Source organism: Streptomyces echinoruber (assembly GCF_014651135.1).
Taxonomy (GTDB): Bacteria; Actinomycetota; Actinomycetes; order Streptomycetales; family Streptomycetaceae; genus Streptomyces; species Streptomyces echinoruber.
In genome coordinates this window covers 20,886-46,385 of the sequence record NZ_BMWH01000001.1, presented here as the reverse complement: position 1 = coordinate 46,385, position 25,500 = coordinate 20,886, and the positions used below count along the sequence as shown (strand labels likewise).

Genomic DNA, 25,500 nt, shown 5'->3' with positions numbered 1-25,500 from the left:
CTGCCGCTCCCACGGCCCCTTCCCTTTTCCACTGTCGTGTTCCCGCGACGCCCGCGTCAGGCCCGTCAGGCCCGTCAGGCCCGGTGGTGCGTCTCGGGGTCGATGTCGTCCGGGCCCGGCGGGCGTGCCCCGGCCGCGCCGGGGGCCGGTGTGCCCGCGCCCGGCGCCCCGGTCGCCGCGCCGGCCCCGCCGGGCGCGACGGGCGGCATCGGCGGGTACGGGGCGCCGCCCGTGCCGCCCGTGCCGCCCTCGGCGGGCGTGGTGGGCGTGGTGGGCGTGGTGGGCGCGGCGGACGTGGTGGGCGCGGAGGGCCGGGCCGCGTTGCGCAGCGCGTAGGCGACGGCGGCGAGGACGACCGCGGTGATCAGGGCGGCCGCCCAGTCGGGCAGGCCGATGGCGAGGGCGAGGCCCAGGGTGAGGGCGAGGGCCGCACCCGCGTACAGGGCGACGGCACCCGAGGCGGCGTACAGCATCGCCGTACGGCGCCGCTCCCGGGTCTGCCGGCGCAGCTCGTCGCGCACCGTCTCGCGCGCCACCTGCGCCAGCTCGTCGACCAGATGCTTGTCCAGGTGCTCCAGATGATCCAAGCGGTCCATGAAACACGGGTACCCCCGCCCGGGCCCCACAGACCCGCCGCGCCCGGGGCCCACAGACCCGCCGCGCCCGGCGGGAGCGGGCCCGATCACCGGAACCGATCTCCCGGCCCGGCGCCGCCAACTAGGCTCGGCCGCATGGAGATTCTCGGTGCCACGCTGCGCGTCTGCGTCGACGACCTGGAGCAGGCGGTCCCCTTCTACGAGCGCCTCGCGGGCGGCAGGGCTCTCCGGTTCGAGCGCGGTGGCGTCCGGGTGGCCGCCGTCGGCTGCTTTCTGCTGATGAGCGGGCCCGAGGCCGAGCTGGAGGTGCTGCGGAAGGTGGCGGCGACGATCGCCGTCAAGGACGTCGACGAGGCCTGCCGGGTTCTCGGCGAGCTGGGCGCGCGCGTCGTCGCCGGCCCGGTCGCCACCCCGGCCGGCCGCAGCCTGATCGCGATGCACCCGGACGGGGCGGTGTACGAGTACGTCGACCGCCGGGGCTGACCGGCCGCCCGGTCACCCGTCGCCGGGCCGCGCCGGCCGGGACGGGCGAGGGCGTCAGCCGTCGTCGTCCTGCAGCATCTCGGCGGTGAGCGCCCACCGCTCGTGGTCGCGCCAGGCGCCGTCGACGAACAGCATCTTCGGTGAGAAGCCCTCCAGGCGGAAGCCGCAGCGGCGGGCGAGCGCGATCGAGCGGGTGTTGAGCGGCTGCACGTTGATCTCCAGCCGGTGCAGCCGCATCGGCCCGAAGGCGTGGCGGATCACCAGCTCCAGGCCCTCGCGCATCAGCCCGCGCCCGGCCGCGTGCGCGAAGGCGCCGTAGCCGAGGGCGCCGCTCCGGAAGCCGCCCCGGACGATGTTGTTGATGTTGACGAAGCCCGCGAGGGCACCGCCGTCGCCGCCGGTGTCCTTCTCGCAGACCAGGAACCCGGCCTTGGCGGGGTCCTCGATCAGCCGGGCGGCATAGGCGGTGTACGCCTGCGGGGTGAGCGGCGGGAAGAGCCACGGGTGGTGCAGGTCCTTGCTCTCCCGGGCGCGGGCGGCGAACTCGGGACCGTCGTCGTAGGTGAAGGGGCGTATGCCCACGCGGGGGCCTTCGGCCAGGTAACGGGACGCGGTGTCGGACACTCCGCCACCCTAACGCCGGTCTCCGCGCCGCCGATCACCTCGCGGCCGGTCACCGCGCCGCCGGTCTCCACGGCGCCGCTCACCCCACCGCCGCTCACCCCACCGCCGCTCACCCCACCACTGGTCACCGCGCCGCCGGTCACCGCCGGCGGCGGCGCCGCGGACGGCCCGGTCGCGGCCCACCGCAGCGCCGGATCACAACAGCGCCGGATCACAGCAGCGCCGGCTCGTCCAGCGTCAGCGTTCCCGCCTCCGCGTCGAGTTCGGCGCGCACGCCCAGCGGCATCGTCAGCGCGCCCGCGCAGTGCCCGAACCCGAACTCCTCGGCCACCGGCACGCCGAGCCCGCCGAGCCGGTCGGCGAACACCGCGCGCAGCTCCTCCTCGCAGGGGCCGCACTCGGCCCAGGAGCCGAGCACGATCCCCGCGACGCCGTCGAGCCAGTGCGAGCGCAGCAACTGGGTCAGGATGCGGTCGAGGCGGTACGCCTCCTCGCCGACGTCCTCCAGCAGGAGCAGCCCGCCGCGGGCGCCGGGCCGGGCGTGGGGCGTGCCGAGTTCGGCGGCGAGCAGGCTCGCGCAGCCGCCGAGGGTGACACCGCGGGCACGGCCGGGCACCAGGGCGCGCCCGGCGGAGGCGATCGTGCGGACCGCCTCGGGCGCGAACAGGGTGGCCCTCAGGTGCTCCTGGGCGCGCGCGTTCTTCAGGAAGTCGACGCCGGCCGCCATCGGCCCGTGCAGCGTGACCAGGCCGAGCCGGACGGCGAACGCCTCGTGCAGCGCGGTGACGTCGCTGAAGCCGACGAACACCTTGGGCCCGGCGGCCCGCATCGCCGCCCAGTCGAGCAGGTCGACGACGCGCTGGGCGCCGTAGCCGCCGCGGGCGCACAGCACCGCGTCCACGGCCGGATCGCACCAGGCGGCCTGCAGGTCGGCGGCGCGGTCGGCGTCCGTGCCCGCCAGGTAGCCGAAGCGGGGGTGCCGGTCGAGCACGTGGGGGGCGACCACCGGGTCGAGGTCCCAGCCGCGCAGCACGTCGAGCCCGGCCTGCAGCCGCTCCTCGGGCACGGGCCCGCTGGGCGCGACGACGGCGACGCGGGCGCCGGGGGCGAGGCGGCGGGGGCGGCGCAGTTCCTTCATGTGGTCAGCTCCAGTCCTTCATGCGGTCGGCTCCAGCCCTTCATGGGGCCGGCTCCAGCCCTTCACGTGGTCAGCTCCAGTCTCGGCACGTCCGGTGCGTCGAAGCCGAACACCTGGGCGTATAGGGAGAGTTCGGCCTCCAGGGCGCGGATCACCGTGTCGGCGCGGCGGAAGCCGTGTCCCTCGCCCGCGAAGGCGAGGTAGGCGTGCGGGACTCCCCGGCCGCGCAGGCGGGCCAGGAAGCGGGTGCACTGGGCGGGCGGGCAGATGACGTCGTCCAGGCCCTGCAGCAGCAGGAAGGGGGCGGTGACGCGGTCGGCGCGCCGGGCGGGCGAGCGTTCCGCGTACCGGGCGGGCACCTTCTCCAGCGGGCCGATGAGGGTGTCGAGGTAGCGGGACTCGAAGTCGTGGGTTCCCCCCGACGCCCAGCCGATGAGGTCGAGGACGGGGTAGAGGATCGTGCCGCAGGCGTAGACGTCGGTGCCGGCCAGGGAAGCGGCCGCGGTCCAGCCGCCCGCGCTGCCGCCCCGGACGGCGATCCGGGCGCGGTCGGCGGTGCCCTCCTCGGCGAGGGCGCGGGCGACGGCCGCGCAGTCCTCGACGTCGACGACGCCCCACTGCTCGCGCAGCCGGTCGCGGTAGGCGCGCCCGTAGCCGGTGGAGCCGCCGTAGTCGACCTCGACGACGCCGATGCCGCGGGAGGTGAAGTAGGCGATCTCCAGGTCGAGGACGAGCGGGGCGCGGCTGGTGGGCCCGCCGTGCGCCCGGATCACGTAGGGCGGGAGTTCGCCGTCGGGGGCGGCGCAGCCGGGGTGGCGGGGCGGGTAGAGGTGGGCGTGGATCTCGCGGCCGCCGGGGCCGGTGAAGGTGCGCGACCGCGGCTCGGGGTAGTAGGCGGGGTCGACGGGGTCGCGGTGGGCGGAGCCGACCGTGCGGGCGTGGCCGGTCCTGGTGTTCAGTTCGACGACCTCGTGGGCGGTGCGCGGACCGGCGCCGACGGCCAGGACGCGTTCGCCGTGCACGGCGAGGGTGGGTTCGAACTCGCTCCAGGGGCCGACCGCGTCGACGAGCTCGCCGGTCTCGGGGTCGAGGACGCCGAGGGCGGCGGGCCCGCGGCCGTGCACGACGGCGACCAGGCCGCTGTCCAGCGGCGCGAACCAGCGCTGGCCGAGCTTCCACAGCGGTCCGCCGAACTCCTCCTCGCGCGGGCAGACCGGCGCGCCGTCGCGGTACAGGTTCCACCAGCCGGTGCGGTCGCTGACGTGGAGCAGGGAGCCGTCGGCGGCCCATTCGGCCTGCGGGACCGACTCCTCGGGCCCGCCGGCGACGGTGCGCGGCGCGCCGAGGGTGCCGTCGGGGCGGACGTCGGCGACCAGGAGCTCGGTGCCGTCCCACGGCATGCGCGGGTGGTCCCAGGCGATCCAGGCGGCGCGCCGCCCGTCCGGCGACAGCCGCGGCCCGGTGACGAACCGGTGCCGCTCATCGGTGAGTTCGCGCACCGCGCCCCGGTCCTCGGCGGCCGACCCGTCCAGGGGTACGGCGGCGAGCACGCGCCGCACGTCGCCGGGCCCGTCACCGGTGAACTCCTCCAGCACGCACCACACCTCGCCGTGCTCCGGCCGGATCTGCGGGTCCGCGAAGCGCAGCCCGCCGCCGGTGGCGGAGAGGGGGGTGAGCGGGCGCGGCTCCCCGGCGTCCGGTTCGTACCGGTACAGCCGCTGGTCGGCGAAGTGGGCGAAGACGACGAGGGGCCGGCCGTCGAGGACGGTGCCCGCCCAGGGGAGGCCGCCGTACTCGATGACGCGGCTGCGCACGTTCCACGGCGCCGGCAGCACCGACTCCTCTCCCCCGTCGGCGCGCCGGCGCACCAGGGTGCGGCGGCCGCCCTCGGCGGGGCGCGGCTCGGTCCACCACGCCTCGTCGCCGACGAAGCCGACGTACTCCGGCTTCCCGTCGTGCGCGGCGACCAGCGCCGCGTCGACGGGCGACGGCCACGATCCGTACGGCAGTGTCTGCACGCGCCTCCTCCTTCGCCCCGGCGCACGAGTCCGATGCCTGACGACCGAGTCCGATGCTCGCGTCCGCCACGACCATAGTGAAGGGCGCCCGCCGGATCGTGCGCGACCACCGGCCCGGCCGTCCTCAGTCCTCGGGCGACGGCTGCCGGAGCATCGCGCGGGTCAGGACGGTGCCGCCGATGCCCCAGCCGCCGTCGGTGACCTCCTCGACCACGACCAGGGTGTTGGCGCGGGCCCGTTCGCCGTAGATCTCGGCGTACAGGTCGGTGGTGCGGGTGATGATCTGCTGCTTCTGCTGGTCGTCGAGGCTTCCGGCGGGGACCTTGAAGTTCGCGAACGGCATGACGGGTTCTCTCTCTCGGAGGGTCACTTGGAGGGTTACAGGGCGGGTTACAGGGAGCTGCCTGCGGTGAGCAGGCCGTCCAGGCCGGCGCGGCGGAAGAAGTCGGCGCGGATGCGGTCCGCGACCGCGGAGACGACTTCGCTGCCGTCACGGCTGGGGTCCACGTGGGTGTGCAGCGGCCGGGTGCCGGCCGGCATGGCCACCAGGCGTACGATGGCGTCGGCGACCTGGGCGGCGTCGGCGTCCGGCGGGATGAGCGCGGCCAGCCTCTCCTCCAGGCCGGCCAGCAGGGCGCCGTAGTGCTCGTCGTAGGCGGCGGCGCGGTCGGTGTCGGCGGGGGCGCCCGCGTGGGCGAAGTGGTGGGTGCCGGAGGTGAAGGCGCCGGGGACGACGATCGCGGTGTCGATGCCGAAGCGGAGCACCTCGGCGGCGTAGCTGACGGCCAGGGCGTCCATCGCGGCCTTCGCGGCGAAGTAGGGCCCGAGGAACGGCGGGCAGCCGCCGCGGGTGCTGGAGCTGCCGATCCACACCAGCAGGCCCTCGCCCCGGGCCCGCAGATGGGGCAGCGCGGCCCGGTTGACGCGCTGGGCGCCCAGGACGTTGACGTCGTACAGCTGTGCCGGCTGCTCGGCGGTGAAGGCCTCGGCGGGGCCGGTGACCATGTGTCCGGCGTTGTGGACGACGACGTCCAGCCGGCCCTCGGCGGCCAGGATCCGGCGGACGGCGGTGTCGGCGGACTCCTGGGAGGTGACGTCGAGTTCGACCGCGTGCAGCCGTACGTCGTGGTCGGTGGCGTAGCGGTTCAGGTCCGCCACGGCGGGCGCGTTGCGGGTGGCCGTCTGCCGGATCCCCGCGTAGACGGTGTGGCCGGCGCGGGCCAGGGCGCGTACGGTCAGCGCGCCGAAGCCGCTGGAGGCGCCGGTGACCAGGACGGTTCCGGGCGGGGTGGTCCGGGGTGAGCCGGAAGGCATGGAGTTCATGGGGGTCCTCGTACGAACGTGCAGGGGGTGGTCGGCCGGTGCGGGGCGCGCCGGCCGTCAGACGATGCCGCCGTTGGCGCGGACGACCTGGCCGTTGATCCAGTGGCCGGCCGGGGAGGCGAGGAAGGCGACCACCTCGGCGATGTCGGCGGGGGTGCCGAGCCGCTCCAGCGGGGGCTGGGCGGCCAGCCGGGCGATGGCCTCCTCGTCCTTGTCCTGGAGGAACAGGTCGGTGGCGGTGGGGCCGGGGGCCACGGTGTTGACGGTGACGTCCCGGCCGCGCAGCTCGCGCGCGAGGACCATCGTCAGGGCCTCGACGGCGCCCTTGCTCGCGCTGTAGGCGCCGTAGCCGGGGAAGGCCAGCCCGACCACGGAGGTGGAGAAGGTGACGAGCGCCCCGCCGCGGCGCAGCCTTCGGGCGGCCTGCCGGGCGACGACGAAGGTGCCGCGGATGTTGGTGCGGTGCAACGCGTCCAGCTCCGCCAGGTCCAGCTCGGCGACGGGCGCCAGGTACATCCGGCCGGCCGCGTGGGCGACGACGTCGACGCCCCCGAACTCGGCCTCGGCGGTGTCGAAGAGCGCCGCCACCTGCTGTTCGTCGGCGACGTCGGCCCGTACGGCGACGGCCCGGCCGCCGGCCGCGGCGACCTCGGCGACGGCGGCCTCGGCGAGGTCGCGGTTGCCGGCGTAGCCGACCACGACGGCGAGGCCGTCGGCGGCCAGCCGGGTCACCGTCGCGCGGCCGATCCCGCGGGAGCCGCCGGTGACGACGGCGGCACGGGTCCGGTCGGGGTGCCGCCGGGACGCGGGCTCGGACTCGGGCCGGGACGCGGACTCGGGCCGGGGCTCGGACTGGGGCTCGGACTGGGGCTCGGACTGGGGCATGGGGCCTCCTGCGGTAGTGGCCGGGGCGCGGGTACGGGACGGGACGCGCCGGTGTCGGCCGTACGGCGCCGCCGCGGTGCCCCGTCGGGTGCGGTCCCTCCAGCCTGGGTCACCCGTCCCGTGCCTGCCACGGCTGTCCTCACCCTGGGGTGGCCGTCCCCTGGTTCGGCCGCGCGGCAGGGGCGACCATGGACGGGTGAACCATGTGGAGCTCGCCGCGTTCCTGAGGTCCCGCCGGGACCGTGTCCGCCCGGCCGACGTCGGCCTGCCGACCGGGCCCCGGCGCCGGGTGCCCGGTCTGCGGCGCGAGGAGGTCGCCCAGCTCGCGGGGCTGTCCGCGGACTACTACACCGAGCTGGAGCGAGGCCGCGGCGCGCAGCCCTCGACCCAGGTACTGGCCGCCCTGGCCCGTGCGCTGCGGCTGAACGGCGACGAGCGCGACCACCTCTTCCACCTCGCCGACCGCCCCGTCCCGCCGGCCGCGCACGGACCCGCCGCCCATGTCCAGCCGGCCCTCCTCGGCCTGCTGGACCGGCTCACCACGACCCCCGCCCAGGTCATCACCGACCTGCACGAGACCCTGGTCCAGAACCCCCTCGCCCGGTCGCTCCTCGGCCCGCCCCCGGCGGTCCGCGGCCCCGCGGCCGGCTACGTCTACCGCTGGTTCACCGATCCCGGTGCCCGCGCGCTCTACCCTCCCGAGGACCACCCCCACCACTCCCGGGTGTTCGTGGCCGACCTCCAGGCGGTCGCCGCCCGGCGCGGCGGCGACTCCGAGGTGACCCGGCTGGTGGCCGTGCTGCGCCGCCGCAGCGAGGAGTTCGCCCGGCTGTGGGAGACCCGGGACGTCGCCCTGCGGCGCACCGACCACAAGCGCATCGTGCACCGCTCGCTGGGCGTCGTCGAACTCGACTGCCACAGCCTGTTCAGCGAGGACGGACGCCAGCGCCTGCTGTGGTTCACCGCCCCGCCCGGCACCGAGGGCGCCGCCCAGCTGGAGCTCCTCTCCGTCATCGGCACCCAGGACCTGACGAGCGACGTGAGGGGGCTGCGGCACCCGCAGGGGTGAGCGGAGAGGGGTGCCGGCCCCGCACGGGCCCGCGCCCGCGCGCCGCCGGCCCGTGTGTGAAGGGCAGGTCCCCTGCCGGCGTGTGACCGGGTACCGCGCGGCGGGCGTTGCGGCGGCCGTCCCGGACGCCGGCCACGGCTCTCCCGGTGCTCGACGGTGGCGGAGCGTGAGCGAGGCCGTACCGGGACGGCTCTCGGTGACCGTTCCCGACCGTCTCCCGGTCGGCCGTCCCGCTGCCCTCCCGGCCGTCCCCCTACGGCGATCCGGCTTGCTCCTGCCCGCGGTTCTGGGCCTGGAACAGGGGAGCCGTGGTGGCGCGGGGAATGACGTGGCTGGGCAGGACGATGTGCCGTGCGTGGTCCGCGTCCGGGTCGTTGATGAGCCTCAGGGCCAGTTCGCCGGCCTCGCGGCCGATGTCCGAGGGCGACTGGGCCACGGTGGACAGGTCGAACAGGTCGGCGACCGGGTGATCGTCGAAGCCGAGGACGGACATCTGCTCGGGGACACCGATCTGGGCCGCGCGCAGGACCCGGATGGCGGCGACGGCGGCTTCGTCGTGCTCGGCGAAGACGGCGGTGGGCGGCTCGCGCAGGCTGAGCAGTTTTCCGAGCGCCTTGGCGGTGCCGTGTTTGTCGGGGAAGGGGGTGGCGACGACCAGGTCCTCGTCGAGGGGGAGGCCCGCTTCGGTGAGTGCCTGCTGGTAGCCGAGCAGTCGTTCGCTGGAGCTGAAGGAGAAGCCGCTGGAGCCCACGGCCTGGAGGAAGGCGATCCTGCGGTGGCCGAGGTTGAGCAGGTGCCGCGTGCCGTTGAGGGCGCCGGCCACGTCGTCCACGTACACGCTGGGACGTCCGTCGACGTGCTGGCTGACGTAGATGACGGGCATGCCCAGGTCGTCGAGCCGGGCGGTCTCCTCGTCGGTGAGGTCGAAGGAGAACACCAGCAGTGCGTCGGCGTTCCGGCGGGCCGGGAGACGCTTGAAGAAGGAGGCGCGCTCGTCCAGGTCGGGAACCACGTAGAGGTTCAGTTCCAGGTCCGCGGCGCGCAGCATGGGGCCCAGGGCGGAGAGGGCGGAGCCCATGAACCAGGAGTTGAGCGTGCAGACGAGCACCGCCACGGTCCCCGTCTTCCCCGTGACCAGGCTCGCGGCCTGCCGTGAGATCGCGAAGTCCAGTTCTCTGGCGGCCCGTTCGACGCGGGCACGGACTTCGGGGGAAACCGTGGACAGGCCGCGCAGGGTGCGCGAGACCGTGGACGTGGAGACTCCGGCCCGTTCGGCGACGTCAGCCATCGTGGGGTGTCGCTGAGCTGGTGGCATGACCGGACGATAGCAGAGGAAGCGGCTACCGCACCCCTTTTCTGAAAGCGCTGTCACGCAGGTCTATGCACCCGTATGCCCGGATATACCAGGAACCATTCCCTGCTACTCCATCGAATTACCGACGCGTAACGCATTGACGCCAGACAGCGGCCCTCCTAGCGTGCAAGCGTTGTCCCGAACAGGACGAGATCACCTCCGCTCCTGCGCACACAAGGCGCTGAGCTGCGGTTTTCCCCTGAGACAACGCATTCTCAGGTGGTTACAGTCATCCGAAGCCGCAGCGGTCCTCCCCCTTGGAACCCGCGGCGTTTCCCGTCCCGCACGACCAGGAGAGACAGTGAAGATCAGGGTCATCAGAGCGTTCCCGTGCTCGGCCGCGCTCGTCGCCGCAGGCCTCGTACTCACGGCTTGCGGAGCGTCCGGCGACAGCGGCTCGGGACAGTCCGGGCCGGCGTCGTTCGAGGGCCGCGGCCCCATCACGTACGTGACGGGCAAGGACACCACCGGAACCCTCCAGCCGGTGCTCGACCGCTGGAACAAGCTCCACCCCAAGGAGAAGGTGACCCTCATTCAGCTGCCGACCGACGCGGACGCCCAGCGGCAGCAGATGATCCAGAACGCGGAGACGAAGTCCGACGCCTACACGGTGCTCTCCCTCGACGTCGTGTGGACGTCGGAGTTCGCCGCCCATCAGTGGATCGACAAGCTGCCCGAGAGGCAGTTCCCGCTGCACAAGATGCTGAAGCCGGTGGTGGAGACGGCGAAGTACCGCGGCGGCCTGTACGCGGTCCCGGCCAGTTCGGACGGCGGAATGCTGTACTACCGCGCCGATCTGCTGAAGAAGGCCGGCGTGGCGGGCCCGCCGAAGACCTGGGCGGAGTTGAAGGAGGACTGCGCCAAGGTGCGCAAGCTGCCCGAGGGCAAGGGCATGTCCTGCTACGCCGGGCAGTTCCAGAAGTACGAGGGCCTCACGGTGAACTTCGCCGAGGCCGTGAACTCCGCGGGCGGTGAGGTCACCGACGCCGACGGCAGGCCCGACGTCGACACCCCCGCCGCCAGGAAGGGCCTGGACTTCCTCGCCGGCTCCTTCAAGGACGGGACGATTCCCAAGGAGGCCATCACCTACCAGGAGGAGGACAGCCGCCAGGCGTTCCAGTCCGGCAAGCTGCTCTTCCTGCGGAACTGGCCGTACGTGTACTCCCTGGCGCAGAAGAGCAAGGTGGCCGGAAAGTTCGCGGTCGCCCCGCTGCCCGGCCTGAACGGGCCCGGTGCCTCCAGCCTGGGAGGCCACAACCTCGCCCTGTCGTCCTTCGCCAGGAACAAGGCCACGGCGCTGGACTTCATGAAGTTCTTCACCAGCGAGCAGACCGCGAAGTCCTTCCTGCAGGGCGCCTCGCTCGCTCCGCCGTACGCGCGCCTGTACGACGATCCGGCGCTGGTGAAGCAGTACCCGTACCTGCCCGTTCTGAAGCAGTCCGTCCTGCGGGCCGTGCCGCGTCCGCGCGTCGTGCAGTACGGCGACGCGACCTCGGCGATCCAGCGGGAGGCGTACGCCGCCCTGAACGGCGGCAAGAGCAGCGCACAGGCGCTGACGGACCTGCAGAAGGACCTGAAGAAGGTCATGGGGCAGTGAGGGACGGAACCATGGCCGACACCAGGACACCGACCGGGACCGCTCCCCGCCCGTCCGGCGGCGCGGCCGGCCGCCGGACCGGGCGGCCCTTGGCGCCAGTGGGCCGCCGTGCCGAGGCGGCCCGCGCCACCGCCGGCTCCGGGCGCATGGCGGCGCTCCTGGTCTCTCCGACGCTGCTGGTGCTGGCGATCGTCGTGCTCTATCCGACGATCATGGCGCTGACGGAATCGCTGTACGGACCCAAGGGTCTGGATCCCCGCACCGGTTTCATCCGCAGCACCGAGCCGTTCGTGGGGCTCAAGAACTACGCCGACATCTTCGGCGAGGCCGGCGGCAGGTTCTGGAACGCCTTCTGGAACACCACCTTCTTCACCGGCGTCACCGTCGCGCTGGAGACGGTGATCGGCATGGCGATGGCGCTGATCATGCACAGGGCGCTCAAGGGGCGAGCGCTGGTGCGGGCCGCCATCCTCGTCCCCTGGGCGGTGCCCACCGCGATCTCCGGCCTGCTGTGGCGGTGGATCTTCAACAGCAACGGCATCGCCAACGGCCTCCTCGGCCGCCAGATCCTGTGGACCACGGAGGGCTTCCACGCCAAGGTCGCGGTCATCGTCGCCGAGGTGTGGAAGACCGCCCCGTTCATCGGCCTGCTGGTCCTGGCCGGTCTCCAGGTGATCGGCAAGGAGGTGTACGAGGCCGCCCGGCTCGACGGCGCCGGCCCGCTGCGTCAGTTCTGGCACATCACCCTGCCCCTGGTGAAGCCCGCGCTGCTGGTGGCGGTCCTCTTCCGCTGTATGGACGCCCTGCGCATGTTCGACCTGCCGTACCTCCTCATCGGCGCGCAGAAGAACTCGGTGGAGACCCTGTCCATGCTGGCGCAGGACGAGGCGTCCAACGTCCGCTTCGGACCCGCCTCCGCCTACGCGGTGCTCCTCTTCCTCTACGTCTTCCTGATCGCCCTGGCCTTCGTCCGGCTGCTCGGCACCGACCTCGTCGGCGACGGCGGGGCCGGAGGCAGGCGGGGCGGGCGGCGCGGGATCGTTCTCTCCCGCCGTGCGGAGGTGACGGCATGACCGGCGCGGCGAAGTGGCGCCACTGGCTGCTGTACGCGGGGGTCGCCGCGGTGGCGGCCTACTGCCTGGCCCCGTTCTACTGGATGCTGGTCTCCAGCCTGCGGCCCGCCTCCGACCTCTTCGACACCTCGCTCGTCCCGTCCCGGGTGTCGTTCGCCAACTACCGGGCGGTGCTCGGCCCCTCCCAGGGGTTCCCGCGCGCGCTGCTCAACAGCCTGACCGTCGCGGGCGTCACCACCGTGCTGGCGCTGCTGCTGGCCACGTTCACCGCCTATGCGATGGCCCGCCTGGAGTTCCGCTTCAAGCGGCTGATCCTCACGCTGATCATCGCCACCTCGATGTTCCCCGTCGTGTCGATCGTGGTCCCGCTGCTGAAGCTGTTCACCGGGATCGGCTGGATCAACACCTACCAGGCCATGATCGTGCCGAGCATGTCCTTCGCGCTGCCCCTGGCGGTGTGGAACCTGACGGCGTTCTTCCGACAGATGCCGGAGGAACTGGAGCACGCCGCCATGGTCGACGGATGCACCCGCGGCCAGGCGTTCCGGAAGGTCGTCATTCCCCTTGCGGCACCGGGCATCTTCACCACCGCGATCATCACCTTCATCGCCGCCTGGAACGAGTTCCTCATCGCCCTGTCCATGACCAACAAGCCCGCCATGCAGACCGCCCCGGTCGCCATCTCCAAGTTCACCGGCGCCACGACGTACGAGGCCCCCTTCGGCAGCCAGATGGCGGCGGGCGTCCTCGTCACCGTGCCCCTGGTGGTCATGGTGCTGCTCTTCCAGCGCCGTATCGTCGCCGGACTCACCGCGGGCGCCGCCAAGTGAACCGGGGCGCGCCCGCCGTCCCTCCCCCCTCCCCCTCGTCCTCGTCCTCGTCACAAGGAGCACAGCATCAGCATGTCCGGTACCGCACCGTGGTGGCGCAGCGCCGTCATCTACCAGGTCTACATCCGCAGTTTCGCCGACGGGAACGGTGACGGCGTCGGCGACATCGCCGGCCTCCGCTCCCGTCTGCCGTACCTCAAGGAGCTCGGCGTCGACGCCATCTGGATCAACCCCTGGTACAAGTCGCCCATGGCGGACCACGGTTACGACGTGGCGGACTACCGGGAGATCGACCCGCTGTTCGGCACCCTGGCGGAGGCCGAGCAACTGATCGAGGAAGCCCACCGCCACGGCCTCCGCGTCATCCCCGACATCGTGCCCAACCACACCTCGGACCAGCACGCCTGGTTCCGGGCGGCGGTGGCGGCCGGGCCGGGCAGCCCGGAGCGGGAGCGCTACATCTTCCGGCCCGGCCGCGGGCGCGACGGCTGCGAGCCGCCCAACGACTGGGTCTCCTGCTTCGGCGGCCCGGCCTGGACCCGGCTGCCCGACGGCGAGTGGTACCTGCACCTGTTCGCGCCGGAGCAGCCCGACCTCAACTGGCAGCACCCGGAGGTGCGCGCGGAGTTCGAGTCGATCCTGCGGTTCTGGTTCTCCCGGGGCGTGGACGGCTTCCGTATCGACGTGGCGCACGGCCTCGTCAAGCATCCGGAACTGCCCGACCTGCCACCGGTCCAGGCCCCGCGGGACGGGGAAGCCGGGCAGCGCGTGGCGCACCCGCACTGGGACCGTGACGAGGTCCACGACATCTACCGCGCCTGGCGCAAGGTGGCCGACGAGTTCCCCGGCGACCGGTCCTTCGTCGCCGAGGCGTGGGCGGACACACCGGAGCGGCTGGCCGCCTACGTCCGCGCGGGCGGCCTGCACACCGCGTTCAACTTCGACTTCCTCATGGCCAGTTGGGACGCCAAGGACCTCCGGTCGGTCATCGACGACTCCCTCGCCATGCTCGGCGCGGTGGGCGCACCGGCCACCTGGGTGCTCTCCAACCACGACGTCATGCGCCACCTCAGCCGCTACGGGCGCAGGAACGTCAAGCGGTGGACGCCCGACGAGCGCTACGAACCGCAGGGACCGGCCGACCTGGAACTGGGCACCCGGCGCGCCCGCGCGGCCGCCCTGCTGATGCTCGCCCTGCCCGGCGGCGCCTACATCTACCAAGGCGAGGAACTGGGCCTGCCGGAGGTCGAGGACCTGCCCGAGGCCGTGCTCCAGGACCCCATCTGGGAACGCTCCGGACACACCGACCGCGGCCGGGACGGCTGCCGGGTGCCGATCCCCTGGTCCGGCCGGACCGCGCCGTACGGCTTCAGCCCCGAAGGCGCCACCGCCGCTCCCTGGCTGCCCCAGCCGGCCGACTGGGGCAGGCTCAGCGTGGCGGCGCAGACCGGCGACGAGACCTCCATGCTGGAGCTCTACCGCACCGCCCTGCGCCTGCGCCGCGAGCACCCCGCACTCGGCGACGGCACGCTGACCTGGCTGGACGCCCCCGACGGCGTGCTGTGCCTCAGCCGGGACCCCGGCTTCGTCTGCGTGGTCAACCTCTCCGCCGAGCCCTGCCCGCTGCCCGAGCACACCGCGGTCCTCCTGGCCGGCGGCCCCCTCGAGAACGGCGTGCTCGCACCGGATCAGGCGGCCTGGCTCGCGGCGTAGCCGCACGCCACGGACCAGAAGCCGGCCCCGGCCGACGACCGACGCGCCCCGCCGTCCGCGTCGGCCGGGGCCGCGCCGCGGCCGGACCCGCACCGCAACCGGGTGGTGAGCAGGCGGTTCGCGACGCGGTCACCGCCACGGGTGCCGGCCGCCCGGGGAGGCTTCGTCCGACGGTGTCCGTCCGGCTGTCCGTCCGGCTGTCCGTCCGGCGGTGTCCCTAGGCGGTCCGCAGGAACCGGTCCAGGACGCGGACGCCGAAGTGCAGCGCCTCCACGGGGACCCGCTCGTCGACGCCGTGGAACATCGCCGCGTAGTCGTAGCCCTCGGGCAGCTTCAGCGGGGCGAAGCCGTAGCCGGTGATGCCGAGCCGGGCGAACTGCTTGGCGTCGGTGCCGCCGGACATGCAGTACGGCACCACGTGCGCCTCGGGCGCGAACGCCTCGATCGCCTCCCGCATCCGGGCGAACACCGGCGCGTCCACGGGCGCCTGGAGCGCGACCTCGCGGTGGTGGTACTCCCACGTCACGTCGGGCCCGGTGAGCCGGTCCAGGGTGGCGCGGAACTCCTCCTCGGTGCCGGGCAGATAGCGCCCGTCGACCAGGGCGACGGCCTCCCCGGGGATGACGTTGACCTTGTAACCGGCTTCCAGCACGGTCGGGTTGGCGCTGTTGCGCAGGGTGTGCTCGACCAGTTGCGCGGCCGGGCCGAGCTTGTCCAGCAGCTTGCCGGTCTCGCGGTCGGGGTCGGCGTCGACGCCGTACAGGGCGGCGAGTTCGGTGAGCGCGGCGCGCACGGTCGGGGTGAGCCGCAGCGGCCACTCGTGGGCGCCGATCCGGGCGACGGCGGCGGCGAGGCGGGTGACGGCGTTGTCGGGGTTGACCTTGGAGCCGTGGCCGGCCCGGCCGCGGGCGGTGAGTCTGAGCCAGGCGGTGCCGCGCTCCCCCGCGGCGACGGGGTAGAGCTGCCGGCCGGTGCCGTCGTGGACGGTGAACGCGCCGGACTCGCCGATGCCCTCGGTGCAGCCCTCGAACAGCGCCGCGTGCCGGTCGGCGAGGAAGCCCGAGCCGTCCTCGGCGCTGGCCTCCTCGTCGGCGGTGAAGGCGACCACCACGTCCCGCCGGGGCCGCACGCCCTGCCGGGCCCAGGCCCGCACCACGGCGAGGATCATCGCGTCCATGTTCTTCATGTCGACGGCGCCCCGGCCCCACACGACGCCGTCGCGGACCTCCCCGGAGAAGGGGTGCACGCTCCACTCGGCGGGCTGCGCCGGCACCACGTCCAGGTGCCCGTGGACGAGCAGCGCGTGAGCCGACGGGCCGCTGCCGGGGACGCGGGCGACGACGTTGGTCCGGCCCGGGGTGCGCTCCAGCAGCACCGGCTCCAGCCCCGCCTCGGCCAGCCGCGCGGCGGCGTACTCGGCGGCCGGGCGCTCCCGGCAGTCGCCTCCGCCCCGGTTGGTGGTGTCGATGCGGATGAGGTCGGAGGTGAAGGTCACGACCTCCTCCCGTGCCTGCGCGTCAGCCATACTGCTCCTCGATCGCGGCGGAGGCGATCGTGGTGACCGCCTTGAAGGTGCGGATTCCCTCGTACATGGCGGGGCTGGTGTACGCCACCCGGCGCTCCCCGGTGCGGGTCACGCCCGGCACGACGGTGACGGCCTGGGCCAGGTGCTCGGCGTCGAACTCGACGGCGACGGTGTGCGGCCCGCCGTGCACCGGTTCGTGCCGCACCGCCAGCGCCGCCGCCTTCCGGGCCGCGGCGCGGATGGCGGCGGCGGTGCGGTCCGGGGTGCGGCACACGGCGGCGTAGCGCGAGACGTGGTCCTTCACCGCCACCTTCGGCGCCACGGGCGCGTACCCGAGGGCGTCCTCGCAGGCCACGTCGTCGCCGGTGACCAGGACGACGGGCACCCCGAACTCGGCGGCGACATGCGCGTTGAGCAGCCCCTCACTGGCGCGGACGTCGTCCAGCCACACCCCGGTGATGGAGTTCGCCAGGTAGGTGTGGGCGAGGACGCCCTCCATGCCGGCGCCCGCGTGGTAGCCGACGAACGCGACGCCGTCGACGTCGCCGTGCTGCACGCCCTCCACCATCGACAGCGCCTTGTGCCGGCCGGTGAGCATCTGCGCCCGCTCGTCCAGCCGCTCCAGCAGCAGGTTGCGCATCGTCCAGTGCGCCTCGTTGACGAGCACCTCGTCGGCGCCGCCGTCGAAGAACCCCAGCACCGCGGCGTTGACGTCCGAGGTGAACATCGCCCGGCACCGCTCCCACTGCGGCGTCCCCGGCAGCACGTCGGCCGGCCAGGTCACCCCGGTGGCGCCCTCCATGTCGGCGCTGATGAGGATCTTCATGCCGGGTCACGTTACGCGCCGGGGCGGCGACCGGCTACGAGGCGAAGCGGTCCGCGTCCGCTTCCGGACACCTTCGGGCGCCTCCGGACACCTCCGGGCGGCTTCCGCGCGGGCCGGCGGGCGGCTTCCGCGCGGGCCGGCGGGCGGGTGCGCGGCCGCCGTACGACTGCTCCTCCCCCGCCGGCCCCGCTCCCCGCACCGCCCCGCCCCGCCCCGTCCCGGTCAGCCGGCGCGGCCCGCCACCAGCCACCGCGAGGGCAGTTCTATCCGGGTGCCCTCCGGGCCCGACTCGGTGGTCGCCAGCGGCAGTTCGCCGCTCGCCAGCACGGTCAGGCCGGCCGCCCGCAGGTACTCCGGGACCGCCCCGTCGGCGACCTCGCCGGGCGCGATGCCGTGCCGGAAGACGGGGGCGAGCTTGGGCGGCGGGCCGGCGGGGCCGGCCGCGAGGCCGTGCAGGACGGGGCGGGCGGCCGCGGACAGCTCGACCAGGAAGGCCCGGCCGCGTTCGCCGACGAGGGTGGCGATCGCGTCGGCCAGGGGCCGGCGGTCCGCCGGCTGGCACTGGTGCAGGACGCCGCGCATGTAGACGTTGGCGTCGCCGAGTTCCGCGTGCAGGGCCCGCACCTCGCTCTCCTCCGCGGCGTCCAGGGTCCGGTACGTCGCCCGGCCCGCGGGATCGGCGCGCCGGGCGTGCTCGACGGCCGCCGCGGCGAGGTCGACGCCGACGACGTGCGGGAAGCGGCCGGCGAGGAAGCGGGTCTGGGTGCCGTTGCCGCAGCCGAGGTCCACCAGAGGGAGGTGACGATCCGTCAGGTACGGTTCGAACAGGGGCAGATGCAGGCCGACGGCCAGCGCCGGGTCGGCGTCCCAGAAGACGGCGCCCTCCTCCTTCGGGGCCTCCCGCCAGAACCCCTCCCAGGCTTCCCGGTACCTGCGCGTCACGCTCATCTCGGCTCCCCAGGTGCGACGACCGGTGCGATACGCCCGTCCGAGTGACGGGCCCGTAGGGTGTACCGCTCCCGGGCCCCCACGACAAGCGCCCGGCGCGTTCCTTCACGACACGTCGGGCGCGCGGGCGCCGTCGCACGCCCCGCGGCCCCGCGCGGATCAGCGGCGCGGCAGGGTCAGTTCGAACCACACCGTCTTGCCGGCCTCGGTCCGGCTCGCCCCCCACTCGCGGGCGAGCGTGCTCACCACCCGCAGCCCCCGCCCGCGCTCGGTGTCCGGCCCGGCGTGCCGCAGCACGGGCAGCTCGTGGTCGTCGTCGTCCACCTCGCACAGCAGCGTGTCGCCGCGCACCAGCCGCAGCTCGACGGGGCGGTGGCGGGCGTGCCGTACGGCGTTGGTGACGAGTTCGCCGGCCAGCAGCGCGGCGGTGTCGGCCAGCCGCCGCAGCCCCCAGTCGTGCAGCCGCTCACGGACCACCGCACGCGCCCGCGCCACCTCCGCGGGGTCGCGGGCCAGCCGCCACTCGGCGACGTCGTCGGCGGCGATGCCGTTGAGCCGGGCCATGAGCAGGGCCACGTCGTCCTTGCGGCCGCCGTGCGCGCCCAGGGCGCGGATGATGGTGTCGCAGGCGTCGTCCATGGACGCGGCCGGGTGGGCCGCGGACTCGCACAGGGTGGCGAGCCCGACACCGATGTCCTCGCCGCGTACCTCGACCAGCCCGTCGGTGCACATCACCAGCCGGTCGCCGGGCGCCACGCGCACCCGGACCGCCTCGAACGGCACTCCGCCCACTCCGATCGGCGCGCCCGTCGGCAGGTCGAGCAGTTCGCTGCGCCCGTCCCCGGCGCGCACCAGCACCGGCGGGATGTGCCCGGCGTTGGCGAGGTGCAGCTCGCCCGCGACCGGGTCGTAGACGGCGTACAGGCAGGTGGCGAGGTGGGTGTCGCCGAGCCGCCGGGCGAGGTCGTCGAGGTTGCGCAGCAGTTGCGCGGGCGGCAGGTCGAGCGCGGCCATGGTCTGCACGGCGGTGCGCAACTGGCCCATCATCGCCGCCGAGTTCAGGCCGTGGCCCATGACGTCGCCGACGACGAACGCGGTGCGGGCCCCGGGGAGTTTGACGGAGTCGAACCAGTCGCCGCCGACCCGGCCGAGCCGCGTGCCCGGCAGGTAGCGGGTGGCGATGTCGCAGCCGGCCATCCGGGGCGGGATGTGCGGCAGCATGCTGTCCTGGAGGGTCTCGGCGACGCTCTCCTGGTAGGTGTACATGCGCGCGTTGTCGAGCACGAGCGCGGCGCGGGCGGCCAGTTCGGCTCCGGTGACCCGGTCCATGTCGTTGAACTCGGCGCGCCCGGGGTGGCGCAGCAGAATCATGAAGCCGAGGACGACGTTGCGTGCCTTGAGCGGGACGACGAGCATGGAGCGGCCGGTGATCAGCGGCCGGATGTCGCGCTTCTCGAACTGGGAGGCGATGGCGTGGCCCATCTCCTCGGTGATGCGCGGCACCAGCACCGGCTCGCCGGTGGTCATGCACTGGAAGAACGGCGTGTGCGCCGGGAACGGCATGGCCTCGCCGACCGGGACCACGTCGTCCCAGCGGCCGGGTTCGTCGGTGTGCTCGACGGCGACCCGGTGCCACATCGTCGTCGTGTCGGGCACACCCTCCGGGAAGCCCTCGCCGGCGACGACCTGTTCGCGCAGGTAGGTGCCGGCGACGTCGGTGAAGCGGGGGACGACGGCCCGGCTGACCTCGACGATGGTGCGTGCCAGGTCGAGCGAGGTGCCGATCCTGGAGCTGACCTCGTTGAGGAACTCCAGCCGCTCCCGCACGGCCGCGTGTTCGAGGTCCTCGCCCTCGTCGTCGAGCCGGTCCGGAACCGGTGTGCCGGCCACCCGGGCGCGCGCCGCCCGCTCCCGGCGCGCCCGGCGCTCCGCCCGCCGGGGCACACCCCAGTCGGGGGTGACCGGCACCCGGTCGTTCTGGCTGAACTCCAGGACGGGGTAACCGAGTTCGAGGATCTGCGCGACGATGCGGGAGCTCTCCCCGACGCTCATGCTGGGCAGGATCTCCGGCAGCCGGCGGGCGAGTTCGTCGGCGCCGGGGAAGTCGGTGTGCAGGGCGAAGCCGGGCACGATGCGCTCCACGAGCGGGTGTCGCTCCACGAGCGGGTGTCCGCCGTGCCCGTCGTGCTCCGCGGCCGGCCCGTCCTCGCCGTCGGCCCGGTCCCGGCGCAGGGCGCCCGCGTCCGCCGCGAGCACCAGCAGCCGCTCGGGGCCGGGGCCCACCAGCGGGTACGCCCACCACAGCACGTCGAGGCGGGCGCGGCCGGGCACGGTGAGGCGGGCGCGGCCCGCGGCCGGGTAGTGCAGCCGCCCGTCGAGGGAGGACCCGAGGCCGGGACCGAGCCCGTCGTGGGCGGAGTAGGCGGAGTACGCGCCGTACGGACTGTCCTCCTCGGCCTCCCCGGCCCGCCCGGCCTCCGCGTCCTCCTCGGGCAGCGCCCCGGAGACGGGCAGCAGGTCGGTGACCGGGCAGCCTATGGCCTCTTCCTTGGGCGTGCCGAACAGCAGCCGCGCGCCCCTGCTCCAGTGGGAGACGAGCCCCTCGCGGTCCACCACGACCACCGCCAGCGGAATGCGGCCGGCCGCATGACCGGGGGCCGTGTCACCGTCGGTGCCCCTGTCCATGGCCCGGCCCCTCTCTCCCCCGCCCCTCAAGATCTGCCCCGTCGCACCACGGTACGGCTCCGGCCGGTCGCGATGTGCGGCAATGGGGGAATTCCACTCGCCGCTGCCTCCGGCGCGCGGGCCGGCGCGCAAACCGGCGCACGAACCGGCGCATGAGCGGTCGGCGGCACGCCGGGGCGGGCGGGCGCCGGGGCAGGCGCCTGCCGGAACGGGCGCGCGACAGGGCGGGCGCCCGCCGGGGCGGAAAGGCTCTCCGCGCGGAACCGCGGCGCGGGTGAGCGAGCCGGTCGGACCGGTCGGGCGGATCGGGTAGCTCGGGTAGCTCGGTCAGATCGGACCCGACCGGCCGGCCAGTCCGGTCAAGCCGTCGGCCAGGCCGGCCAGTCCAGTCAGTCCCATCAGTCCTCGTGCCCGAGTTGCAGGTCCCGTTCCGTGCGGCCGCCGCCGGCGACCTGCAGGACGGTGGCGACCGGCGGGTAGCCGGCGGCGATCACGGTGTACTCGCCGGAGGACAGGTCGACGAAGCGGAAGATGCCGTCGGAGCCGGTGATCTGCGTGTCGACGACGTTGCCGGCCGCGTCGAGGAGGGTGACGCGGGCCTCCTCCACGGGCCGGCCGCCGCCGGCGCGGACCGTGCCGCGCAGCACGGCGCCGCCGGCGAGTTCGACGTCCTGGCGGGTCTCCCGGGACGCCTGCACGGAGACGGGCAGGGCGGCCGGGCGGAAGGCCGGGGCGCTGGCGGCGAGGGTGTACTCGCCGGCCACCAGTTCGGTGATGACGTAGCCGCCCTCGCGCCCGCTGCGGGTGGTGGCGACGACCTCGCCGTGCACGTTGGTCAGGGTGACGGTGGCGTCCCGCACCGGGGTGCCGTCCGCGGTGAGCACGCTGCCCGCGAGGCGTCCGGCGCCGCCGAGGACGACGTCCAGCTCGACGGGCCGCTCGCCCACGGTCACGGAGACGGCCTGCGGCTGGTGGCCGCCGGCCGCGGCGATGAGGACGTACGCCCCCGGGCCCGGCGTGGACAGCGCGTACCGGCCGTCCTCGCCGGTGGCACCCCGGCCGACCTGCTGCCCGGCCACGTCGATCAGGGTGAGCGCGGCGCGGGGCACGGCGGTGCCGTCGGGGTGCTGCACGGTGCCGCAGACGGGCACGCCGGCCGGGTACGGCGAGCGGGGCGGGGTGTGGGTTCCCTCGGCCGAAGGCCGGGGGCGGGCGTGCGGCAGGGACGCGTCGGCCCCCGTGCCCGCCGACTCCGGGGCGGTGGCGTGGGGGGACGCTGCGCTGTTCACGAGGGGGGTCTCCTTGAGGAAGAGGGCGATGACCAGGCCGAGCAGGAGCACCGGCACGAGGTAGAGGAAGATGCGCGGCATGGCGTCGGCGTACGCCCGCACGTAGGCGTCCCGCAGCTCCGGCGGCAGCGTGTGCACCAGCCGCGGGGTGAGGGATTCCGGGTCGGGCAGTCCTGCGGCGGCTCCCGCGGGCAGGCGCCGCCGCAGGGCGTCGGTGAGCCGGTCGGCGAGGAGGGTGCCGAAGACGGCGGCGCCGACGCTGCCGCCGATCTGCCGGAAGTAGGTGTGGGCGCTGGTGGCGGTGCCGAGGTCGGCGGGGCGCACGGAGTTCTGCACGGCGAGCACCAGGACCGGCATCACCATGCCGATGCCGGCGCCGAGGACGGCCATCCAGACGCTGTAGTGCAGTCGGGGCGTGTCGGTCCCCAGCCGGGACAGCAGCCACGTCCCGGCCGCGGCGAGGGCGGTGCCGAGGAGGGGGTAGTACCGGTAGCGGCCGGTGCGGCTGACGAGCCGGCCGCACACGACGGACGCGACGACGATCCCGCCCGTCATGGGCAGCATCAGCAGCCCGGACTCGGTGGCGGAGGCGCCGTCGACCATCTGCAGGAAGGTCGGCAGGTAGCCGGCGGCGCCGAACAGCGCGGCGCCGGTCACCAGGCCCACCAGGCCGCTGACGTTGAAGACGGAGTCGCGGAACAGCCGCAGCGGAACGAGGGGTTCGGCGGCGAAGCGCTCGGCGACGAGGAAGAGCAGGCCGGCGGTCGCGGCACCGGCGCCGAGGCCGAGGATGACGCGCGAGTCCCAGGCGTACTCGGTGCCGCCCCAGCTGGTGAGCAGCACCAGGCAGGCGGAGGCCGCGGTGAGCAGCAGCGTGCCGAGGACGTCGAAGCGGGGTTTCGCCCGCGGTGTGGGCAGCTTCAGCACGGCGGTGACGACGGCGAGGGTGACCAGCCCGAAGGGGACGTTGACGTAGAAGCACCAGCGCCAGGAGAGGTGGTCGGTGAAGTAGCCGCCGAGGAGCGGCCCGGTGACGGAGGCGAGGCCGAACGCGGCGCCGATCAGGCCCAGGTAGCGGCCGCGCTGCCGCGGCGGCACGATGTCCGCGATGATCGCCTGCACGCCGGTCATGAGCCCGCCCGCGCCGACGCCCTGCACCGCGCGGAACGCGATCAGCTGGTCCATGCTCCGCGCCCGCCCGGCGAGGGCGGAGCCGACGACGAAGACGAGGATCGCGAACTGGAAGACGCCCTTGCGGCCGAGCAGGTCGCCGAGCTTGCCGTAGACCGGCAGGCCGATGGTCGAGGTGAGCAGGTAGGCGGTGATCGCCCACGACATGCGGTCCAGCCCGTGCAGTTCGCCGACGATGCGCGGCAGCGCCGTCGCCACGATCATCTGCTCCAGCGCCGCCAGCAGCAGGGCGAGCATCAGCCCGGTGAAGACCAGCCGCAGCCGGCGCGGGGTGAGTCCGGCGGCCGCGGCGGGCTCCGGGGCGGCGGGCCTGGGCACCGTGTTCGCGGCCGGTTCCGCCACAGCCGGTTCCGCCACGGCCGGTTCGTCCTGCACGAGCGTGCTCCCGCCCACGTACCGCTCCCCTCGTCGCACTTGCCGCACGGTTCCGGCGTGAAGCGGCAACTACGGGTGGGCGGAAGGGGTTACGGCGTCGTACGCACCGGCGCGGAGATCCACTCGAACCGGTGAGAGGGGCAACGCGCCCTGGACGCGGACGCGTTGGGCGCGCCGACAGGGCGGGGACCGCCGGCGCGCGGCCGCTTCCCGGCTTCTCCGCCTCGACGGTCCTCCATTTCCCCGTCCCGGGGGTTTCCCACTTCCCCGTCCCGGGGGTCCCCCGCTTCCCCGCCCCGGCGGTTCTCTACTTCTTCTCCTTTACTTCTCCACCTCGGCGGCGAGCTTGGCGAGCATCGCGTCGTAGATGCGGTTCAGGCCCTTGGGGGCGAAGGTCCTCTCGAAGAAGCCGCCGATGCCGTCGGCGCCCTTCCAGGTGGTGGTGACCTGCACCCGCGCGCGGCCCTCGCCGGCCGGGGTGACCCGCCAGGTGGTGACCAGGGAGGAGTTGCGGTCCTTCTCGACCAGTTCGCCGTCGGTGGGCTCGCTGACCTCCATCAGGCAGTCGCGCACGCGCTTGCTGGTGGCCTGGAGCTTCCAGTGCACGACGGTGCCCTCGCCGTCGCCGCCCTCCCGCACCTCGTACTCGCTGAAGTGCTCGGGCAGCAGCTTCGGGCGGGTGCCGCGGTAGTCGGCCAGCGCGTCGAACACCGTCTCCGCGTCCGCCGCGACGACCCGCTCGGTAGTGGCCTCGACCTGCGCCATCGGTTCCTCCAGGAGCTTCGGTTCTCGGATGGGGCAAGCCAACCACCCCGCTCCCCGGCCCCCCAAATCGGGTCCGGCAACGATCGAACGAGTGCCGGCGGGTGACCGGAACCGACCCTCCGGGACCGCCCCTTACCCGACCTCACGATCATGCGAACACATGTTCTATTATGGCGCCGGTGCTACCGAGGAGGCGTCATGCGCGGGGAGAACCTCACCGTGGACTCCGGGGACGGCGGCCACGGCCGGGCCGACGCCGCGCTCTTCGGCGCGGACGCGGTGACCGTCCGGACGTTCGACACCCCGGAGTTCAACGGGATCACGTTCCACGAGATCCGGGCGCGGTCGATCATCAACCGGGTGCCGGGCGCCTCCCGGATGCCGTTCGAGTGGACGGTGAACCCCTACCGGGGCTGCACCCACGCGTGCGTGTGCTTCTCCCCATGGCCCCTTTCAGTCAGGGAGGTTCGATGCCCAGCGCAGCAAGCGCAGACAGGGCCTGGAAGGGCATGACGAGGACACTCGCCGGCCAAGAGACCTCCGGCAGCACCGCCTCAGCAGAAGCAGGGAAGGCTGCCTACACCGCGCTGCTGCACGGAGAGGACGACCGCCTGGAGGACTCCACCGACATCGCACCGTGGTTGCTGCTGCGGGACTGCACGAGGAAGCGCCTCTCCGAGGGCCGCTGAAACACCGCTCCTCCGCCGGCGCAGGTGCACCGAGTGAGAAACCCTCCCGAGGGGTCTTACGGAACTCCACGGAGCGGGCGTTCGAGGGCGGGACGGTCACCCCGGACATCGGGGTCTACGCCTTCACGCGAACCAGCCCCAGGAGCGCTTCGCGGAACTCACCGGCATCGACCGGCGCACCCTTCAACGCATCGAGGCCGGCCAGATCGACCCCCGCTCCAGCGACTTCCTCCGGATCGCCGCCGCCCTCGACACTCCCGTCTCCGTCACCGTCTCCGTCACCGTCTTCGTCGACCGGCCCGGCAAGGCCCCGCCCATCCGCCACGGGAGAAACAGACGAGCGGGGCCGCTGAAGGGGGTCAGCCGGGCAGGGGCCAGCGTGACCCGGTGGGGAGGTGCCAGGCGTAGGCGCTGCGCCAGTCGATGACGGCCGCCCCCATCCCCGACGAACGCGCGGACGGCGTCGGCCCGGTTGGTGATGAGGGTGGGCGGGACGGTGAGCCC

General features: G+C 74.0%; 22 protein-coding genes and 1 pseudogene. 9 read left to right on the top strand and 14 right to left on the bottom strand.

What is annotated here, in order from left to right; genetic code table 11:
• Positions 1–74: 74 nt before the first annotated feature.
• Positions 75–596, bottom strand: a complete 522-nt coding sequence (locus IE225_RS00215; RefSeq protein ID WP_190055186.1) for a phage holin family protein — start codon at positions 594–596, stop codon at positions 75–77.
• A 135-nt stretch (positions 597–731) separates the two neighbouring features.
• Between IE225_RS00215 and IE225_RS00210 the strand changes: the two genes are divergently transcribed.
• Positions 732–1,079, top strand: coding sequence for a VOC family protein (locus IE225_RS00210; protein ID WP_190055185.1), 348 nt, complete (start codon positions 732–734; stop codon positions 1,077–1,079).
• A 54-nt stretch (positions 1,080–1,133) separates the two neighbouring features.
• Here IE225_RS00210 and IE225_RS00205 read toward each other — a convergent pair whose 3' ends face one another.
• The 6 genes from IE225_RS00205 to IE225_RS00180 all read right to left on the bottom strand — a co-directional run bounded on the left by IE225_RS00205 (position 1,134) and on the right by IE225_RS00180 (position 7,067).
• The gene (locus tag IE225_RS00205) at positions 1,134–1,703 is read right to left on the bottom strand and encodes a GNAT family N-acetyltransferase (RefSeq protein WP_190055184.1); all 570 of its coding nucleotides are present in this window, start codon (positions 1,701–1,703) and stop codon (positions 1,134–1,136) included.
• Positions 1,704–1,914: 211 nt separating this feature from the next.
• A complete protein-coding gene (locus tag IE225_RS00200; protein ID WP_190055183.1) occupies positions 1,915–2,841 on the bottom strand; it encodes a S66 peptidase family protein in 927 nt (308 codons plus the stop codon).
• A gap of 62 nt (positions 2,842–2,903) precedes the next feature.
• On the bottom strand, positions 2,904–4,859 hold the full coding sequence (locus IE225_RS00195) for a dipeptidyl-peptidase 5 (RefSeq protein WP_190055182.1): 1,956 nt from the start codon (positions 4,857–4,859) through the stop codon (positions 2,904–2,906).
• 124 nt (positions 4,860–4,983) lie between these two features.
• Positions 4,984–5,202 carry a tautomerase family protein gene (locus tag IE225_RS00190; protein WP_190055181.1) on the bottom strand — a complete coding sequence of 73 codons (219 nt, stop codon included), beginning with the start codon at positions 5,200–5,202 and terminating at the stop codon, positions 4,984–4,986.
• Positions 5,203–5,249: 47 nt separating this feature from the next.
• Positions 5,250–6,182 carry an SDR family NAD(P)-dependent oxidoreductase gene (locus IE225_RS00185; RefSeq protein WP_229879089.1) on the bottom strand — a complete coding sequence of 311 codons (933 nt, stop codon included), beginning with the start codon at positions 6,180–6,182 and terminating at the stop codon, positions 5,250–5,252.
• A 57-nt stretch (positions 6,183–6,239) separates the two neighbouring features.
• Positions 6,240–7,067, bottom strand: coding sequence for an SDR family oxidoreductase (locus IE225_RS00180; protein ID WP_190055180.1), 828 nt, complete (start codon positions 7,065–7,067; stop codon positions 6,240–6,242).
• Positions 7,068–7,263: 196 nt separating this feature from the next.
• On the opposite strand from IE225_RS00180, the gene IE225_RS00175 reads away from it, so the two are divergent.
• On the top strand, positions 7,264–8,136 hold the full coding sequence (locus IE225_RS00175) for a helix-turn-helix transcriptional regulator (RefSeq protein WP_190055179.1): 873 nt from the start codon (positions 7,264–7,266) through the stop codon (positions 8,134–8,136).
• 253 nt (positions 8,137–8,389) lie between these two features.
• On the opposite strand, the gene IE225_RS00170 is transcribed toward IE225_RS00175, so the two are convergent.
• The gene (locus IE225_RS00170) at positions 8,390–9,451 is read right to left on the bottom strand and encodes a LacI family DNA-binding transcriptional regulator (protein ID WP_308432424.1); all 1,062 of its coding nucleotides are present in this window, start codon (positions 9,449–9,451) and stop codon (positions 8,390–8,392) included.
• 487 nt (positions 9,452–9,938) lie between these two features.
• Between IE225_RS00170 and IE225_RS00165 the strand changes: the two genes are divergently transcribed.
• The 4 genes from IE225_RS00165 to IE225_RS00150 all read left to right on the top strand — a co-directional run bounded on the left by IE225_RS00165 (position 9,939) and on the right by IE225_RS00150 (position 14,703).
• Positions 9,939–11,087, top strand: a complete 1,149-nt coding sequence (locus IE225_RS00165) for an ABC transporter substrate-binding protein (protein WP_229879087.1) — start codon at positions 9,939–9,941, stop codon at positions 11,085–11,087.
• Between the two features lie 11 nt (positions 11,088–11,098).
• Positions 11,099–12,160 carry a carbohydrate ABC transporter permease gene (locus IE225_RS00160; protein WP_190055178.1) on the top strand — a complete coding sequence of 354 codons (1,062 nt, stop codon included), beginning with the start codon at positions 11,099–11,101 and terminating at the stop codon, positions 12,158–12,160.
• Complete coding sequence (locus IE225_RS00155; protein WP_190055177.1) at positions 12,157–12,990, top strand: carbohydrate ABC transporter permease; 834 nt, start codon at positions 12,157–12,159, stop codon at positions 12,988–12,990. The genes IE225_RS00160 and IE225_RS00155 overlap by 4 nt, the downstream gene beginning before the upstream one ends.
• Before the next feature lie 72 nt (positions 12,991–13,062).
• On the top strand, positions 13,063–14,703 hold the full coding sequence (locus IE225_RS00150; RefSeq protein WP_190055176.1) for a glycoside hydrolase family 13 protein: 1,641 nt from the start codon (positions 13,063–13,065) through the stop codon (positions 14,701–14,703).
• Positions 14,704–14,920: 217 nt separating this feature from the next.
• Here IE225_RS00150 and IE225_RS00145 read toward each other — a convergent pair whose 3' ends face one another.
• The 6 genes from IE225_RS00145 to IE225_RS00120 form a co-directional block, all read right to left on the bottom strand.
• Positions 14,921–16,228, bottom strand: coding sequence for a M20/M25/M40 family metallo-hydrolase (locus tag IE225_RS00145; RefSeq protein ID WP_190055175.1), 1,308 nt, complete (start codon positions 16,226–16,228; stop codon positions 14,921–14,923).
• Complete coding sequence (locus IE225_RS00140) at positions 16,221–17,054, bottom strand: M55 family metallopeptidase (protein ID WP_190055174.1); 834 nt, start codon at positions 17,052–17,054, stop codon at positions 16,221–16,223. The genes IE225_RS00145 and IE225_RS00140 overlap by 8 nt, the downstream gene beginning before the upstream one ends.
• A 222-nt stretch (positions 17,055–17,276) precedes the next feature.
• Positions 17,277–18,002 carry a class I SAM-dependent methyltransferase gene (locus tag IE225_RS00135; RefSeq protein ID WP_190055173.1) on the bottom strand — a complete coding sequence of 242 codons (726 nt, stop codon included), beginning with the start codon at positions 18,000–18,002 and terminating at the stop codon, positions 17,277–17,279.
• A gap of 159 nt (positions 18,003–18,161) precedes the next feature.
• Positions 18,162–20,687 carry an ATP-binding SpoIIE family protein phosphatase gene (locus IE225_RS00130; RefSeq protein ID WP_190055172.1) on the bottom strand — a complete coding sequence of 842 codons (2,526 nt, stop codon included), beginning with the start codon at positions 20,685–20,687 and terminating at the stop codon, positions 18,162–18,164.
• A gap of 398 nt (positions 20,688–21,085) precedes the next feature.
• Positions 21,086–23,560: an MFS transporter gene (locus IE225_RS00125; protein WP_190055171.1), complete on the bottom strand. Its 2,475-nt coding sequence runs from the start codon at positions 23,558–23,560 to the stop codon at positions 21,086–21,088.
• A 303-nt stretch (positions 23,561–23,863) separates the two neighbouring features.
• Positions 23,864–24,307: an SRPBCC family protein gene (locus tag IE225_RS00120; RefSeq protein WP_190055170.1), complete on the bottom strand. Its 444-nt coding sequence runs from the start codon at positions 24,305–24,307 to the stop codon at positions 23,864–23,866.
• 198 nt (positions 24,308–24,505) lie between these two features.
• On the opposite strand from IE225_RS00120, the pseudogene IE225_RS00115 reads away from it, so the two are divergent.
• The 3 genes and pseudogenes from IE225_RS00115 to IE225_RS33935 form a co-directional block, all read left to right on the top strand.
• Positions 24,506–24,748: pseudogene (locus tag IE225_RS00115) on the top strand (Rv2578c family radical SAM protein); the annotation flags it as partial.
• A 68-nt stretch (positions 24,749–24,816) separates the two neighbouring features.
• Positions 24,817–24,996, top strand: a complete 180-nt coding sequence (locus tag IE225_RS00110; protein ID WP_190055169.1) for a hypothetical protein — start codon at positions 24,817–24,819, stop codon at positions 24,994–24,996.
• 166 nt (positions 24,997–25,162) lie between these two features.
• Positions 25,163–25,423: a helix-turn-helix domain-containing protein gene (locus IE225_RS33935; RefSeq protein WP_373303126.1), complete on the top strand. Its 261-nt coding sequence runs from the start codon at positions 25,163–25,165 to the stop codon at positions 25,421–25,423.
• Positions 25,424–25,500: the final 77 nt, after the last annotated feature.

What these genes read in the sequence shown, in the direction of transcription:
- IE225_RS00215 (WP_190055186.1), bottom strand. Translation starts at nt 596, where the DNA reads ATGGACCGCTTGGATCATCTGGAGCACCTGGACAAGCATCTGGTCGAC.
- IE225_RS00210 (WP_190055185.1), top strand. Translation starts at nt 732, where the DNA reads ATGGAGATTCTCGGTGCCACGCTGCGCGTCTGCGTCGACGACCTGGAG.
- IE225_RS00200 (WP_190055183.1), bottom strand. Translation starts at nt 2,841, where the DNA reads ATGAAGGAACTGCGCCGCCCCCGCCGCCTCGCCCCCGGCGCCCGCGTC.
- IE225_RS00190 (WP_190055181.1), bottom strand. Translation starts at nt 5,202, where the DNA reads ATGCCGTTCGCGAACTTCAAGGTCCCCGCCGGAAGCCTCGACGACCAG.
- IE225_RS00185 (WP_229879089.1), bottom strand. Translation starts at nt 6,182, where the DNA reads ATGAACTCCATGCCTTCCGGCTCACCCCGGACCACCCCGCCCGGAACC.
- IE225_RS00180 (WP_190055180.1), bottom strand. Translation starts at nt 7,067, where the DNA reads ATGCCCCAGTCCGAGCCCCAGTCCGAGCCCCAGTCCGAGCCCCGGCCC.
- IE225_RS00170 (WP_308432424.1), bottom strand. Translation starts at nt 9,451, where the DNA reads ATGCCACCAGCTCAGCGACACCCCACGATGGCTGACGTCGCCGAACGG.
- IE225_RS00160 (WP_190055178.1), top strand. Translation starts at nt 11,099, where the DNA reads ATGGCCGACACCAGGACACCGACCGGGACCGCTCCCCGCCCGTCCGGC.
- IE225_RS00155 (WP_190055177.1), top strand. Translation starts at nt 12,157, where the DNA reads ATGACCGGCGCGGCGAAGTGGCGCCACTGGCTGCTGTACGCGGGGGTC.
- IE225_RS00150 (WP_190055176.1), top strand. Translation starts at nt 13,063, where the DNA reads ATGTCCGGTACCGCACCGTGGTGGCGCAGCGCCGTCATCTACCAGGTC.
- IE225_RS00145 (WP_190055175.1), bottom strand. Translation starts at nt 16,228, where the DNA reads ATGGCTGACGCGCAGGCACGGGAGGAGGTCGTGACCTTCACCTCCGAC.
- IE225_RS00140 (WP_190055174.1), bottom strand. Translation starts at nt 17,054, where the DNA reads ATGAAGATCCTCATCAGCGCCGACATGGAGGGCGCCACCGGGGTGACC.
- IE225_RS00135 (WP_190055173.1), bottom strand. Translation starts at nt 18,002, where the DNA reads ATGAGCGTGACGCGCAGGTACCGGGAAGCCTGGGAGGGGTTCTGGCGG.
- IE225_RS00130 (WP_190055172.1), bottom strand. Translation starts at nt 20,687, where the DNA reads ATGGACAGGGGCACCGACGGTGACACGGCCCCCGGTCATGCGGCCGGC.
- IE225_RS00120 (WP_190055170.1), bottom strand. Translation starts at nt 24,307, where the DNA reads ATGGCGCAGGTCGAGGCCACTACCGAGCGGGTCGTCGCGGCGGACGCG.
- IE225_RS00110 (WP_190055169.1), top strand. Translation starts at nt 24,817, where the DNA reads ATGACGAGGACACTCGCCGGCCAAGAGACCTCCGGCAGCACCGCCTCA.